The sequence below is a fragment of the Streptomyces carminius genome, assembly GCF_002794255.1.
GTDB classification, from domain to species: domain Bacteria; phylum Actinomycetota; class Actinomycetes; order Streptomycetales; family Streptomycetaceae; genus Streptomyces; species Streptomyces carminius.
On sequence record NZ_PGGW01000069.1, the window covers coordinates 626,201 to 639,370 of the forward strand.

At 74.2% G+C, this 13,170-nt stretch carries 12 protein-coding genes; 3 read left to right on the forward strand and 9 right to left on the reverse strand.

The window, feature by feature from the left end; genetic code table 11:
- Window positions 1–106 precede the first annotated feature (106 nt).
- Window positions 107–2,170: an MDR family MFS transporter gene (locus CUT44_RS29775; RefSeq protein WP_100205034.1), complete on the forward strand. Its 2,064-nt coding sequence runs from the start codon at window positions 107–109 to the stop codon at window positions 2,168–2,170.
- Between the two features lie 176 nt (window positions 2,171–2,346).
- Window positions 2,347–3,138: a bestrophin-like domain gene (locus CUT44_RS29780; RefSeq protein WP_158239691.1), complete on the forward strand. Its 792-nt coding sequence runs from the start codon at window positions 2,347–2,349 to the stop codon at window positions 3,136–3,138.
- Window positions 3,139–3,175: 37 nt separating this feature from the next.
- Here CUT44_RS29780 and CUT44_RS29785 read toward each other — a convergent pair whose 3' ends face one another.
- From CUT44_RS29785 to CUT44_RS29810, 6 genes are all read right to left on the reverse strand, one after another.
- A complete protein-coding gene (locus tag CUT44_RS29785; RefSeq protein WP_100205036.1) occupies window positions 3,176–5,026 on the reverse strand; it encodes a glycoside hydrolase family 15 protein in 1,851 nt (616 codons plus the stop codon).
- A 33-nt stretch (window positions 5,027–5,059) separates the two neighbouring features.
- Complete coding sequence (iolE, locus tag CUT44_RS29790) at window positions 5,060–6,004, reverse strand: myo-inosose-2 dehydratase (RefSeq protein ID WP_100205290.1); 945 nt, start codon at window positions 6,002–6,004, stop codon at window positions 5,060–5,062.
- A 5-nt stretch (window positions 6,005–6,009) separates the two neighbouring features.
- A complete protein-coding gene (locus CUT44_RS29795) occupies window positions 6,010–6,522 on the reverse strand; it encodes a cupin domain-containing protein (protein ID WP_100205037.1) in 513 nt (170 codons plus the stop codon).
- A gap of 37 nt (window positions 6,523–6,559) precedes the next feature.
- On the reverse strand, window positions 6,560–6,961 hold the full coding sequence (locus tag CUT44_RS29800) for a PPC domain-containing DNA-binding protein (RefSeq protein WP_100205038.1): 402 nt from the start codon (window positions 6,959–6,961) through the stop codon (window positions 6,560–6,562).
- A gap of 78 nt (window positions 6,962–7,039) precedes the next feature.
- The gene (locus tag CUT44_RS29805) at window positions 7,040–7,966 is read right to left on the reverse strand and encodes a sugar phosphate isomerase/epimerase family protein (RefSeq protein ID WP_100205039.1); all 927 of its coding nucleotides are present in this window, start codon (window positions 7,964–7,966) and stop codon (window positions 7,040–7,042) included.
- 184 nt (window positions 7,967–8,150) lie between these two features.
- Window positions 8,151–8,504, reverse strand: a complete 354-nt coding sequence (locus CUT44_RS29810; protein ID WP_100205040.1) for an antibiotic biosynthesis monooxygenase family protein — start codon at window positions 8,502–8,504, stop codon at window positions 8,151–8,153.
- A 236-nt stretch (window positions 8,505–8,740) separates the two neighbouring features.
- On the opposite strand from CUT44_RS29810, the gene CUT44_RS29815 reads away from it, so the two are divergent.
- A complete protein-coding gene (locus CUT44_RS29815; protein WP_100205041.1) occupies window positions 8,741–10,810 on the forward strand; it encodes a bifunctional glycosyltransferase 87/phosphatase PAP2 family protein in 2,070 nt (689 codons plus the stop codon).
- Window positions 10,811–10,923: 113 nt separating this feature from the next.
- Here CUT44_RS29815 and CUT44_RS29820 read toward each other — a convergent pair whose 3' ends face one another.
- From CUT44_RS29820 to CUT44_RS29830, 3 genes are read right to left on the reverse strand one after another with little or no spacing between them, the layout of a single operon-like run.
- Complete coding sequence (locus tag CUT44_RS29820) at window positions 10,924–11,322, reverse strand: hypothetical protein (RefSeq protein WP_100205042.1); 399 nt, start codon at window positions 11,320–11,322, stop codon at window positions 10,924–10,926.
- Window positions 11,319–12,071: a hypothetical protein gene (locus tag CUT44_RS29825; RefSeq protein ID WP_146252325.1), complete on the reverse strand. Its 753-nt coding sequence runs from the start codon at window positions 12,069–12,071 to the stop codon at window positions 11,319–11,321. Before CUT44_RS29825 ends, CUT44_RS29820 begins: the two co-directional genes overlap by 4 nt.
- A 36-nt stretch (window positions 12,072–12,107) precedes the next feature.
- A complete protein-coding gene (locus CUT44_RS29830) occupies window positions 12,108–12,959 on the reverse strand; it encodes an ECF transporter S component (protein WP_100205291.1) in 852 nt (283 codons plus the stop codon).
- Between the last annotated feature and the right edge of the window lie 211 nt (window positions 12,960–13,170).

Below are 13,170 nucleotides of genomic sequence, written 5' to 3' on the forward strand. Positions count from 1 at the left end.
GCCGTTCCCTGGGCACCCGCCCCCGGTGACGCGCCCCGCGAACCGCCCGGGACGCCCGGCACCGCGGTGTGCGCGCCCGGATCCGTACACCGGTGAGGAGGCGTCCATGCCGCAGCACGCACCGACCGCCGCCGCCCCGCCCGCCGGACCGGGGGCCGGGCGGCCGCGGCGCACCGTGTGGCCGGCGATCGGCGCTCTGCTGCTGGGCATGCTGCTCGGCGCGCTCGACCAGACGATCGTCGCCACCGCCCTGCCCACGATCGCCAGTGACCTCGGCGGTCTGGAGCACCTGTCCTGGGTGATCACCGCCTATCTGCTGGCCGCCACCGCGGCGACCCCGCTGTGGGGCAAGCTCGGTGACCAGTACGGGCGCACCTGGCTCTACCGGCTCGCGATCCTCGTCTTCCTGACCGGTTCCGTGCTGTGCGGACTCGCCCGGAACATGCCCGAGCTGATCGCCTTCCGCGCCGTCCAGGGCCTGGGCGGCGGCGGTCTGATGGTGCTGTCGATGGCGATCGTCGGCGACCTCGTACCGCCCCGGGACCGGGGCCGCTACCAGGGGGCGTTCGGCGGCGTCTTCGCCGGGGCCAGCGTGCTGGGGCCCTTGCTGGGCGGACTGCTCACCGAGCACCTGGACTGGCGGTGGGTCTTCTACGTCAACCTGCCCGTCGGCGCGGTGGCCCTGGCCGCCGCCGCGGCGGCCCTGCGCCTCCCCGCCCGCCGCGGGAGGCACCGCATCGACTACTCCGGCACCCTGCTGATCGCCTCCGTCGCCGCCTGCGTGGTGCTGGTCGCCTCGCTCGGCGGCACCACCTGGGCGTGGGGATCGGCGCCGGTGACCGGGCTGGGCGTACTGGGCGCCGTGCTGCTGGCCGCCTTCGTGGCCGTCGAGCGCCGGGCGGCCGAGCCGGTGCTGCCGCCCGGCCTGTTCCGGGTGCGCACCTTCACCATCTGCTCGGTGATCGGCTTCGTCGTCGGCTTCGCGCTGTTCGGGGCACTGGCCTACCTGCCGACCTTCCTCCAGGTCGTCCACGGGATCTCACCCACCATGTCCGGTGTGCACCTGCTGCCGATGGTGCTCGGCGTACTGGTCTCCGCCACCGTCTCCGGCCGGATCGTCAGCCGCACCGGCCGCTGGAAGGCCTTCCCCCTCGCGGGCACCGCCGTCACCGCGGCCGGCCTGCTGCTGCTCCACGGTCTCGACGAGAACAGCACCGACTGGCGGATCTCCGGGGCCTTCCTCGTCTTCGGCCTGGGCCTCGGCCCGGTGATGCAGGTGCTGGTCCTGGCCGTGCAGAACGCCGTGCCCTACGAGCACCTGGGAGCGGCCACCGCCGGCGCCACCTTCTTCCGCTCCATCGGCGCCGCGGTCGGCGTCTCCGTCTTCGGCTCCCTCTTCGCGGGCTCCCTCGCCGACCGGATGGCCGACGCCCTGCGGGGCGAACCGCTGCCGCCCGGGATCACCCCGGAGGGGCTGCGGGCCGACCCGCGCGCCGTCGGCGAACTGTCCCGGACGGCGCGGGAGGAGGTGCTGGGCGTCTACTCCGACTCCATCACGGACGTCTTCCTGTGGGCGGTGCCCGTCGTCCTGGTGGCCTTCGTCCTGGCCTGGTTCCTGACGGAGGAGCCGCTGCGGGCCGGCGTGCGGTCCCCCGACCCCAGCGAGGTCGTACCGCCCAACCCCGTCGAGCGCTCCTCCCTGGAGGAGGCCGCCCGCGTCCTGTCCCTGCTCGGCACCCGGCAGGGACGGCGCGACCTGTACCGGCGTGTGGCCGAGCGGGCCGGGGCGGACCTGGCACCCGCGTCCTGCTGGATGCTGCTGCGCGTCCACCGGTACGGCTCGGTGGAACCCGCCCTGCTGGCCGACCGCGGCACCGTGCCGCTGGAGGTGATCACCGAGGCGGCCCGCGAGCTGGAGGCGCGGGGCCTGGCCGGGCGCGAGGGGCTGGCGCTGGTGCCCACCGGCCGCGGCCGGGCGGTGGCCGACCGGCTGGCGGACGCCCGCGAGGAGTGCCTGGCCGAGCTGCTGGGCGACTGGTGGACGCCCGGCCGGCCCACCGACCTGGCCGCGCTCGTCCACGAGCTCAACGAGGAAACGGGCGGCGCGGAGGACGACTGCCCGCGCGCCGGGACGCACCGGACGGCGGGACAGGGCGGCCGGCTGCCCTGACCCGGCCCGGCGTCCGCGGCCCCGGCCCCCCCCCGCGAGCGCCCGCCCCGCCGGCTGCGCCGTCCGGGTGAACCTCCCGGCGCGGCACGCCCCGGCGGGCGTGCCGTCCGGCCGGATCCGCCCGGAGCGTCCCGGAGACTGCGGCGGAGGCCGACGGGGCCGACGGGAGGGTGTCCGTGTACTACTCCGCCATCGCCGACCTGCCCCTGTGGGCGACGGCGCTGATCATCCTCGGCGGGCTGCCCGTGCTGGCCGTCACCCTGCAGGCGCTGACGCGCAGGGTGCTGCCGCCCGCCAGGGCGAAGGACCACAACGACGTCGCGGGTTTCCTGGTGGCGGTGATCGGGGTGGTGTACGCGGTCACGGCCGGCTTCACCATCGCCGACCAGTGGGACAACTACGCGGAGGCCAGGCAGGACGTCACCGAAGAGGCGTACGCCGTCGCCTCCGTCGCCGAGGGCGCCGCGGTGGCCGGGACCGGGGAGCGGCGTGAGATCACGGCGGCGGCGGTGGCGTACGGCCGCGCGGTGGTCGCGTGGTGGCCGGACGCCCCCGGCGAGGCCGGGGACACCGTCCGCGAGGACCGGGCGATGGAGCGGCTCCACGCGGCGGTGCGGTCGGTGCGCCCGGACAGCGAGGCGGAGCGGGCGTACGTGTCCGAGGCCACCGGGCAGCTGATGCGGGTGTCCGTCCTGCGCGGCCACCGCCACAACGAGGCCGGCACCGCCCATCTGGAGGCGCCCATGTGGGTGGCGGTGGTGGTGGTCAGCGCGGTGACCCTGCTGTTCAGCCTGCTGTTCGGGCTGGAGCGGCCGTGGCTGCACTACGTCATGGTCGCGGGCGTGGCCCTGGTCGTCGCGGTCAACCTCTTCCTGGTACTGCTGCTGGAGTACCCCCTCGTCGGGACGCTGGCCGTCACGTCCGAGAGCTTCCGCGAGCTGGCCCGTGAGCCGGCCTCCGGGATCTGACCGGCCCGCGGGGCCGCCGGTCACCGGGCCGGCCGCGTCACGCCGCCATCCGGTCGCGGCCCCCGTACGACAGCGCCCGGTCCAGGCACATCGCGGCGCTGACCAGCCCCAGGTGGGTGAAGGCCTGCGGGTAGTTGCCCAGGTTGCGGCCGGTGCCGTCCATCTCCTCGGCGTACAGCCCCAGGTGGTTGGCGTAGGTGTGCATCTTCTCGAAGAACAGCTCGGCCTTCTCCGTCTGCCCGGCCATGGCCAGACACTGGATGAACCAGTAGGAGCACATGCAGAAGGTGCCCTCGGTGCCGTTCAGCCCGTCCGAGGCCCCCTCGTCCGTGCGGTACCGGTAGACCAGGGAGTCCTCCACCAGGGTCTCCTCGATCGCGCGCAGCGTGGCCGTCCAGTGCGGGTCGGCGGGGGAGACGAAGCCCACGACCGGCATCAGCAGGCTCGCGGCGTCGAGGGTGGAGCTGCCCCGGTGCTGGACGAACGCCTCCAGCTTCTCGTTCCAGAACACCCGGTGGATCTCGGTGTGGATCTCGTCGCGGACGTCCAGCCACTTCTCCAGCGGGGCCGGCAGCGAACGCCGCTGCGCGATGCGCAGCCCGCGGTCCAGGGCCACCCAGCACATCAGCCGCGCGTACAGGAACTCCTGGCGCCCGCCCCGGGTCTCCCAGATGCCCTCGTCCGGCAGGCGCCAGTTGGCCGCGACCCACTCCAGGGAATCGCGCAGATGGCCCCAGAGCCGGTGGGAGACCGGTTCCACCCGCTCGTCGTACAGGTCCGCCAGCAGCAGGAACTCGCCGTAGATGTCGAGCTGGAGCTGGTTCCAGGCGCCGTTGCCGACCCGTACCGGGCTGGAGCCGCGGTAGCCCTCCAGACAGGACAGGATCTCCTCGTCGAGTTCGTGCCGGCCGTCGATGCCGTACATGATCTGCAGCCGGCCCGGCTCCTCGCTCTCCCGGTAGCGCTCCTCCACCCATCGCACGAATCCCCTGGCCTCCTCGTGGAAGCCCAGCCCCACCAGGGCCGCGGCGGTCAGCGAGCCGTCCCGGATCCAGGTGTAGCGGTAGTCCCAGTTGCGTTCGCCGCCCACCAGCTCCGGCAGCCCGAAGGTCGCCGCCGCGGCGATGGAGCCGTGCCGCACCGAGGTCAGCAGCTTCATCGCCAGGGCCGACCGCAGCACCTCCTCGCGCCAGCGCCCCGTGTAGGTGGAGGACCGCGCCCAGTCGCGCCAGAACGCGTAGGTGTGCCGGAAGGCGCGCTCGGCCCACCGCGGACCGGCCGCCGGGGTCCCGGTGCCCGGCGGCACGGCCTCCAGGACGAAGTCCGCCGTCTGGTCCGGCCCCAGCTCGAACTCGGCGACGACGTCACCCGCGCCGCCCGTGCCGCTCGCGGCCCCGCTCTCGATCCGGGTCGGCACGGGGGTCTGCAGCCGCAGCGCCGATTCCTCCCGGCCCTCGGGGACGAAGAACACCTCGCCCGGGCGCTGCTCGATCCGGTGCTCGGTCCGCGCGTAGTCGAACCGCGGCCCGCAGCGCAGCGCGAAGCGGAAGCGGCCGCGCACGCCCTTCACCCGGCGGACGACCGCGTGGGTGTGCCGCACGGCGCCCACCGGCATGAAGTCCACCACCTCGCCGACCCCCTCGGGGGAGAGGAAGCGGGTCAGCAGGATGTTGGTGTCGGGCAGGTAGAGCTGTTTGAGCCGGGCGCCCTCGGTGGCCGGGCCGATGCGGAAGCTGCCCCCGCGGGAGGAGTCCAGCAGCGCGCCGAACACGGTCGGCGAGTCGAAGTCCGGCAGGCACAGGTAGTCCAGCGAGCCGTCGAGGGAGACCAGGGCCACGGTGCGCAGGTCCCCGATCAGCCCGTAGTCCTCGATCGGTCGGTATGCCATGGAGTCTCCTTCTTCCGGGCTTCTCCCGGGCGCTCACAGGCCCGTGAGGTCGTGCAGGTACTCGCGGGCCTTCTTGGCGTAGGTCAGCGGGTGCGCCTTGGCCGGGTCCTGCTCGGCCTCGACGACCAGCCAGCCCCGGTATCCGGCGTCGGCCAGGGTGCGCAGGACGGGCCCGAAGTCGAGCATCCCGTCGCCCGGCACGGTGAAGATCCCCGCCAGCACGGCGTCGCGGAAACTGGGGTCCAGACGCCGGCAGTCCTCCAGGACGTCGCGGCGCAGGTCCTTCAGGTGGACGTGCCGGATCCGGCCGGCGTGGTCGCGGACCAGCTCCAGCGGATCGTCCCCGGACCAGGCGAGGTGGCCGGTGTCCAGCAGCAGGTGCACCAGTTCCGGGTCGGTGCCCGCGAGCAGCCGGTCCACCTCGGCCCGGGTCTGCACCCCGGTGCCCATGTGGTGGTGGTAGCACAGCAGCATGCCCTGGTCGGCCGCTGTCCGGCCGAGCGTGTCCAGCCCCGTCAGCAGCCGGTGCCAGGCGTTGTCGCCGAAGACCGGTTTGTTGGCGACCAGGGCCACCTGCTGCTGGTGGACGGCCCCGGCGAGCTCCGCCACGACGATCCGGTCGCCGCCGGCCGCCTTGATGAAGTCGAGCTGCCGCCGGAAGGCGGCCACCGTGCGGTCCCACATGTCCTCGGCGGTGAAGTAGGTGCTGGACCAGGGCTCGGACACCCGCAGGCCCCGCAGCTCCAGCGCCTGCCGCAGGGTGCGCGGATCGGTGGGGTACTTGTGGCCGACGCTGCACCCCTCGAAGCCGGCGAGCGCCATCTCGCTGACGCACTGCTCGAAGGGGATGTCGTCGCCGACGGTGGGGAAGTCGTCGTTGGTCCAGCAGGTGGGCGTGATGCCGAAGGAGACCGCGTCCCGGTCGAACAGCGCGCCGTCCCGCCCGCGTACGGAGGCCGGGGAGGCCGAGGTGGTCATGGCGGTCACCACACTCCGGGAGGCGCGTCGCCGAACTCCAGACCGTGCCGGGGGGCGATCCGGTGGGCGTCCGCCAGGTCGGTCTCCCCGGTGGGGGCGTTCCGGTTGTGCTCCGCCACCGCCTCACCGGCCTCGGTCAGGTACTTCTCGAAGCCCGCGGGGGCGAAGAGCAGCAGGATCCTGGCGTCGGTGTCCCCGGAGTTGCGGAAGGCGTGCAGGGTGCCCTGGGGCATGTTGACGAAGTCCCCGGGGCCGACGGGGAACTTCCGGTCCCGGTCCAGGACCTCCATCTCGCCCTCCAGCACGTAGAAGAACTCGTTCTCCCGGTGGTGGATGTGCGGCGGCGGCCCGGCGTGCGGGAGGATGACGGTCTCCACCACGGTGAGGGTGTCCCCGGTGTCCTCGCCGGTGGCCTTGAAGGTGTCCAGATCGCTGTAGACCCAGTAGGCGGGGCCGCCGCCGGCGGGCACGTGGGAGACCCGGACGTGCTGCTGACTGTCCATCTCGTGCAGGCTCATGAGTGCTCTCTCCTTCGGGGGGTCCGCGGCCGGGGAGTCAGTGGTGCGAGGGGACGGCGTGGGACATCTCCTCGACCGTCACGATGAGGATCGGCCGGATCGTCCCGCGCAGCAGGTGACCGCCGCGCGCGGCGCCGTCGGGGCAGCCCAGGACGACGTGGCCGTGGACGGTGGGGCCGTCCTCCCCGGGGCTGATGTCGCCGATGAGGCTGAGGACCTCGGCCTGGTCGTACGGGAACGGGATGTGGTCGAAGCCCCTGGTGTCGATGTTGTAGAAGCCGATCTCGACCCCGTGGAAGCCGCCGATGGCGGCGAACGAGGCGGGGCCCAGCTCCTCCTGGCGGGCGAAGTCCGCCAGCCCCTGGACGACCTCTTCACCCGGGTCGAAGACGACGGTGTAGTCCCGCTGCGGGCCGCTGTTCTGCAGGGTGGTGTGCATGACCGGTTGTCCTTGTCGGTGGGACGGACGCGCCGGATGGACGGCGCCTTCCGGGGGTGCGCGCCGGACGGCCCGGCGCTAGACGGCCCGGTGCCGGCCGGCCGGCACCGGGCCGCCGCCGGTGCGCCGCCGGTCCCCGTCGCCGCCGGCGGACACCAGTTGCCGTCCGATGAACTCCCTGGCGTGGCGGGCGAGATCGGCCGAGTCGGTCCACAGGTCGCGCCAGATGCACAGGGCGTCGGTGAGTTCGGGGGCGAGGACCGCGGACGAGAACGACTCGAAGGTGATCGGCCCGGAGTACCCGATGCGGCCGAGCGCCCCGAAGAAGCCGTCGAAGTCCACGCTGCCGGTGCCGAGGTAGCCCCGGTGGCTCTCGCCGATGTGCACGTAGCCGAGCCGGTCCCCGCAGGCCAGCACCGGCTCGGTCATGCCGTTCTCCTCGATGTTCATGTGGTACGTGTCGAGGTGCACGACACAGGTGTCCGGCCGGTCGATCTCGTCGAGGATCTCCAGGGCCTGCCGGGCGGTGTTGAGCAGGTTGGTCTCGTAGCGGTTGCACAGCTCCAGGCCGATGCGCACCCCGCGTCCGGCGGCGTGGTCGGCGACCTGCCGCAGGGTCTCCACGCAGTTGGCGCGGCCCTGCGGGGTGGGCGCGTGGTCGTAGCGCCCGAGCTTGCTGTAGACGGTGCCGCACAGATGGTCGCCGCCGACCGCGGCGACGGTGTCGACCCCGCCGGTCAGCCGCCGCAGTCCGGCGGCGACGGTCGCCGGGTCGTGGCTGGTGATGTCGTTCGCGTCGGTGAGGAAGAGGTTGCCGGTCATGGCCAGCCCGTTGCCGGACAGGAGCTCCCGGGTCGCGGCGGTGTCGATGTGCCAGTCGTCGAGCAGCGGGATCTCGATCCGGTCGTAGCCGCGGGCCGCCGCGGACTCGATGGCGTAGCGGGCCGTCTCCCGGTTCCAGTCGCCGACCCAGACCAGGGCGTGGATGCCGATGGAGTTGTTCATGGCGGGAGTGCCCCCTCGGTGGGAACCGTGCGCCGGCCCGGCGGGCCGGCGCACAACGGACCGTCACCGGGTACCGGGCCGCCGTTCGGGTAATCCGCGGAGGTGCGCTTTCACCCGATAGGGCCACCCGGATTGCGGGAGACGGCCGGACGGCGCACACTCGGCCGCCTCCCGCGGGCGGGAGTCAGCCCTCCTTAGGCCTCGGGCCCGTCTGCTGGATCACCTCGAAGGTCCACACGGTGGAGTCGGCGGCCGCCGGGCCGGGCCGCCGCCCGCCGTCCGGTCCGCCTTCCCGGGCGGCTTTCCCGCCCTGGTGGGCGGACTTCATCGGTCCCTCCATCCACGCCTGGAAGGCCGCCTCGTCGCGCCAGCGGGTGTAGACCAGGTAGCGGTCGGTGCCCTCCAGGGGGCGGAGGAGTTCGAACCACTCGAAGCCGTCCGAGGACTCCACCACCCCGGCCCGGGAGGCGAACCGCTTCTCCAGGACTTCCCGCTGGTCTGCCGGGACGGTGAGGGCGTTGATCTTCACGATGCTCATGCCCCCATCGTGCCCTTTGCCGTCCGGTACGGCCCGCGCGGCCCGACGCTCAGGTGACCGCGGGGTGTCCCGCGTCTGACGTGTGGGGGGTCCGTCATGGATGATGGGGCCCGTCCGTGGTCGCGCCGGCGTCCGCGCGCACGGACCTTCCGACCGGAGAGCGGGACCCCGGATACCAGGAACACCGGACCACGGGAACACGGGGAACCGGAAAACGAAAATGGGGGCAGCGGGGCGTGGTTGACACTGACAGGCGCGCGGTGGCGGGGGTGCCGCGCCGGGGATCGTACGGCGGTACGGCGCTGGTGGCGCTCTGGCTGCTGGCGCTGGCGCTGGCCGCGCGCCAGGCGGTCGCGGTGCTGGCCCGGCCACCGGAGGAGCGCTTCGCCGATCTCGCCGCGTGGACGGGCGAGCGGGGCGTCCTGGAGGTCAGCGGCCCGCTCTACGAGGGCGGGACGTTCACCGGGACGCCGTTCGCCGGGCTGGCGCTCAGACCCCTGACGAACGCCGCCGAGCAGGTACTCGGCGTCGCGTGGACCCTCGGCACCCTGCTGCTGGTCGCCGCCCTCGGCGTGGTGGCGGTACGCGCCCTGCCCTGGGTGACCGGCCGGACCGTGCGGCTGGCCGCCGCGCCGGTGGCCATCAGCCTGCTGGTGCTGTCGGTGCCGGTGCGCAACACCTTCCACCTGGGCCAGACCAGCATCATCCCGGTGCTGCTGGCGCTCTGCGGCCTGCTGTACGCCGCCCGCGCCCCGCGCGGCGCGGGCGCCGCCGTGGGCCTGGCCGCGGCGATCCAGCCCACCGTGCTGCTGTTCGCCCCGCTGCTGTGGCTGACCGGACGGCGCCGGGCGGCGGCCGTCGCCGGCGGGGTCTTCGCCGGGTGCACGGTGCTGGCCTGGGCCGCCATGCCGTCCGACTCCTGGACGTACTGGGTGCACCATGTCGCGGGGGCCGGGCTCGGCGCACCGGCCGACGGGCTCGCCAACCAGTCCCTGCACGGCCTGCTGCTGCGGCTCGGGCTGCGGGGCCCGCTGGAGATCGCGCTGTTCGTCGCCCTGGCCGCGGTGGTGGCGGTGGTGGCGCTGCGCCGGGCGGCCCGTTACGCGCTGGACGGCCAGCTCCTGCTGGCCGCCGCCCTCGTCGGCTGCGCCGCGGTCGCCGTCTCGCCGGCCGCCTGGCAGCACCAGCAGCTGTGGATCCTGCTGGCCGCGGCCGGCCGGGTGGGCCGCCGCTCGGGCGACCGCCTGGTGTGGCCGGTCTTCCTCGTGCTGGTGATGACGCTCGACCCCGTCGCGCTGGTCCCCAACCTGCCGCTGCTCACCCCGCTCGGCGAGAACGCCCCGCTGCTCGCCGCCCTGCTGGCGGCCTGTGTCCTGCCGTTCGTCTCCCGCACCTCACCGCTGTGGGACCGCCCCGAGTACTCCGGGCCGTTCAGCCGCCCCAACCTGATGCTGGAACTGCTGCTCATCCGGGTCGGCTACTGGCTGTACTCCCTGGTCCGCTCCCTGGCGCCGGACGGGCGCGAGCTGGCCGAATCGCACGGCCGGCAGGTCCTCGCGGCCGAGGAGGCCCTCCGGCTGGACGTCGAGCACTGGCTGAACCACGCCGTGGTGAAGGTGGGCTGGCTGGAGGAGAGCATGAACCTCTACTACACCAGCCTGCACTTCCTGGTGCCGATCTCCCTGCTCGCGGTGCTGTACGTACGCCGCCCGGTCACCTACCGCTGGGCCCGGACGTCGCTGTCGTTCGCCACCCTGCTGGGGCTGGTCGGCTTCTGGCTCTACCCGCTGGCGCCGCCGCGGCTGATGCCCGGCCTGGGCTACATCGACACCGCGCACGGTCCGCAGGACTTCGACGACCCCGACTTCGGCGTGCTGACCGGTATATCCAACCAGTACGCGGCGATGCCCTCGCTGCACGTCGGCTGGTCGCTGTGGTGCGCGGTCGTCGTCGTCCGCCTCACCCCCAACAGATGGCTGCGGGCGCTCGGCGTGCTCTACCCGGTGCTGACCACGCTGGTGGTGATGGGCACCGCCAACCACTATCTGCTGGACGCGGTGGGCGGTGCGGCGGTGGTCGCCGCGGGCCTGGGCATCGCGGCCCTGTGGCAGCGGCACGGCCCGGCCTGGCGGGCGGCGGCGGAGCCGGCGGCCGGGCCGGCGGAGCGCGCGGGGCGGACGGTGCCGGCCGGCCGGACGGAGCCGGGGAAGGCCGCGGCGGCGGGGAAGACCGGGGAGACGGCGGAACCGGTGGGCGCGGTGGCGGCCGGGCCGCCACCGGAGGAGGCCGCGGCACCCCGGCCCTGACCCGGCCCTGGCCCGGCCCCGATCCGGCCCGGCGTCACCGGGGTACCGGGGCACGCACGAGGGCCGCGGCCCGTCTCACCGACGGGCCGCGGCCCTCGTGCCGTACGTCCCTCTCACAGCCGCGTCAGCCGCTCGGCGGCGTCGCGGTACCGCCGCAGGGCGTTGCGCAGGTCCTCCGTCTCCGTCGCGGCCTCGTCGTCGCGCCAGGGGGCGCGCAGGCCGTGGTGGCGCTCGGCGACGAGCGCGCTGATACGGCGGGAGAGCTCCTCGAACAGGGCGTCCGCCTCCTCGACCGAGCGCCGCGGCTCGTCGACGAAGCCGTTCACGGCCTGGTGCATGCGCCGGAGGAACTCCTCGCGCTCGGCGGGCGGCAGAAGCCTGGTGTCGTCCCGCCCGGAGCCGGGGTGGTCCGCACCGTCGCTCCGGTGCTCGGTCCGGTGCTCCACCGGGTGGTGGGTGCGGTCGGTGCCGTCGGTGTGCTGGACGCGATGGGTGCGGTCGGTGGTGGTCATGCGTTGCCCTTCGACGTGTCGTGGCGGTGCAGCATCCGGGAGGCGTGCAGCTTCTCGGTCAGCCGGCCGGAGCGCCGCGGCTCGCCGTCGTGCCGGTCACGGCCGCCGCCGGTTCCGCCGGTCCCGTCGTGCCGGTCACGGTCGTCGTGGCCGTCGTGCCGGTCGCGGGTGCGCCCGCCGCCGTGCTCCTTCCGGTCGCCGGTCCCGCCGTCGGCGGGCTGCGCCATCAGGTCCTCGTACAGGGCGCGGGCGTGCACCAGCGCCTCGCGCTGCCGCTCGGTGTCGGCCTGGCCCTCGCGTCCCAGCACGGCCACCGCGTGCATCTCGCGGTAGCCCTGGACGCGCTTGGGGTGGTGCACCGAGAGCGCGGAGACCTGCTCGTCGTATCCGTCGCCCGGGAAGCCGCGCGCCTCGGCCAGCCGGCTCAGCAGCCGGTCCGCCTCGGCGACCGCCTCGGCGGGCGCGTCGACGAACCGCTCCTGCACGGCGGCCCACTGGGCGGCGTAGTGCTCGCGCTCCTGCGGCGTCAGCGGCTGCACGCGCAGGTCGCCGTGTCGCTCCAGCCGCTCCCGCAGCTCCTGTTCGGCGGCCTTGGTGTCGCCGTTGTGCTGGGCGACGGTCCGCTCGTACTCGGGGCCGAAGCGCCGCCGCACCGAGTGCGGCCCCTTACGCCTGGTGCCCAGGTACAGGGCGAGTACGAGGACGGCGACCGCCGCCACGATCAACGTGATGATCAAACCTGTGGACATGGCTCGCCTTCCACGGGTGTCCCCTTGTACGGGCTGTCATCTGTCCGGATTGCCGCCCCTGTGCCCGGCAAACGAAGCGCTGGTGAAGGACACCGGGGCGTCGAACGCCGCCCGCCGGGTGGCCCGTCGCAGCGCCCGCAGCACCGTGCCGCCCAGCGTGAGGGTGAGCACCACCGTCAGCAGTGCGCGGGAGAGGTCCCAACCCATCGAGGTGGCCAGCACGTAGGCGGCGAACCGCACCAGGTTCTCGCCGAGCGGATCGCCGGGGACGAAGGAGACCCCGGTGCCCAGCCCGGCGATGTACGGCCAGCCCTGGAGGTTCATCACCGTGCCGTACAGCACCGAGGCGGCGGCCCCGTACCCGGCCAGCATCGCCAACTCGCCGCGGCCGCGCAGCCGGTGAGGCCCCGGCAGCAGGCCCGCGCCCATCGCCACCCAGCCCATCGACAGCATCTGGAACGGCAGCCACGGCCCGACCCCGCCGGTCAGCAGCGCGGAGGCGAACATCGACACGGCGCCCAGCACGAAACCGAACCCCGGCCCCAGGACCCGCCCGGAGAGGACCATCAGGAAGAACATCGGCTCAAGTCCCGCCGTACCGGCCCCCAGCGGCCGCAGCGCGGCGCCCGCGGCGGCCAGCACCCCCAGCATCGCGACGGCCTTGGCACCCAGCCCGGTGCCGGTGCCGTCGTCGCTGTCGGAGACGGCCGCCACCACCACGCCCAGCAGCAGCGGCAGCAGGGCCGCGAACAGCCAGGGCGCGTCGCGGGAGTGGGCCAGTCCGGAGGCGGAGTCGGCCAGCAGCGGCCACCCGAAGGCGGCGACGCCGACGGCCGACACGAGAAGGAGGGTCACGGCGGAACGCGGCCCGAGCCGCACGGCCCGCACCCGGCGGCCGGCCGTACCGGCCGCTGGACGGTGCCCGGTCCGTGCCGTACCCGCGGACTGCCGCGCGGGCGCGGCACCGGTGCCGGCACCGGTGCCGGGGTCCGGGTCCGGACCCCGCCCGGCGCCGGAATCCGGCACCGGGTGCTCCGTGCCGACTTGTCCGGGTGCCTCCGGCTCCGACGCGGCGGGGCGGCCCGCGCGGCCGGCCCGC

Bases quoted from the DNA above. Each gene is read 5' to 3' on its own strand.
- CUT44_RS29775 (WP_100205034.1), top strand. From the start codon at position 107: ATGCCGCAGCACGCACCGACCGCCGCCGCCCCGCCCGCCGGACCGGGG.
- CUT44_RS29785 (WP_100205036.1), bottom strand. From the start codon at position 5,026: ATGGCATACCGACCGATCGAGGACTACGGGCTGATCGGGGACCTGCGC.
- iolE (WP_100205290.1), bottom strand. From the start codon at position 6,004: ATGACCACCTCGGCCTCCCCGGCCTCCGTACGCGGGCGGGACGGCGCG.
- CUT44_RS29795 (WP_100205037.1), bottom strand. From the start codon at position 6,522: ATGAGCCTGCACGAGATGGACAGTCAGCAGCACGTCCGGGTCTCCCAC.
- CUT44_RS29800 (WP_100205038.1), bottom strand. From the start codon at position 6,961: ATGCACACCACCCTGCAGAACAGCGGCCCGCAGCGGGACTACACCGTC.
- CUT44_RS29805 (WP_100205039.1), bottom strand. From the start codon at position 7,966: ATGAACAACTCCATCGGCATCCACGCCCTGGTCTGGGTCGGCGACTGG.
- CUT44_RS29810 (WP_100205040.1), bottom strand. From the start codon at position 8,504: ATGAGCATCGTGAAGATCAACGCCCTCACCGTCCCGGCAGACCAGCGG.
- CUT44_RS29820 (WP_100205042.1), bottom strand. From the start codon at position 11,322: ATGACCACCACCGACCGCACCCATCGCGTCCAGCACACCGACGGCACC.
- CUT44_RS29825 (WP_146252325.1), bottom strand. From the start codon at position 12,071: ATGTCCACAGGTTTGATCATCACGTTGATCGTGGCGGCGGTCGCCGTC.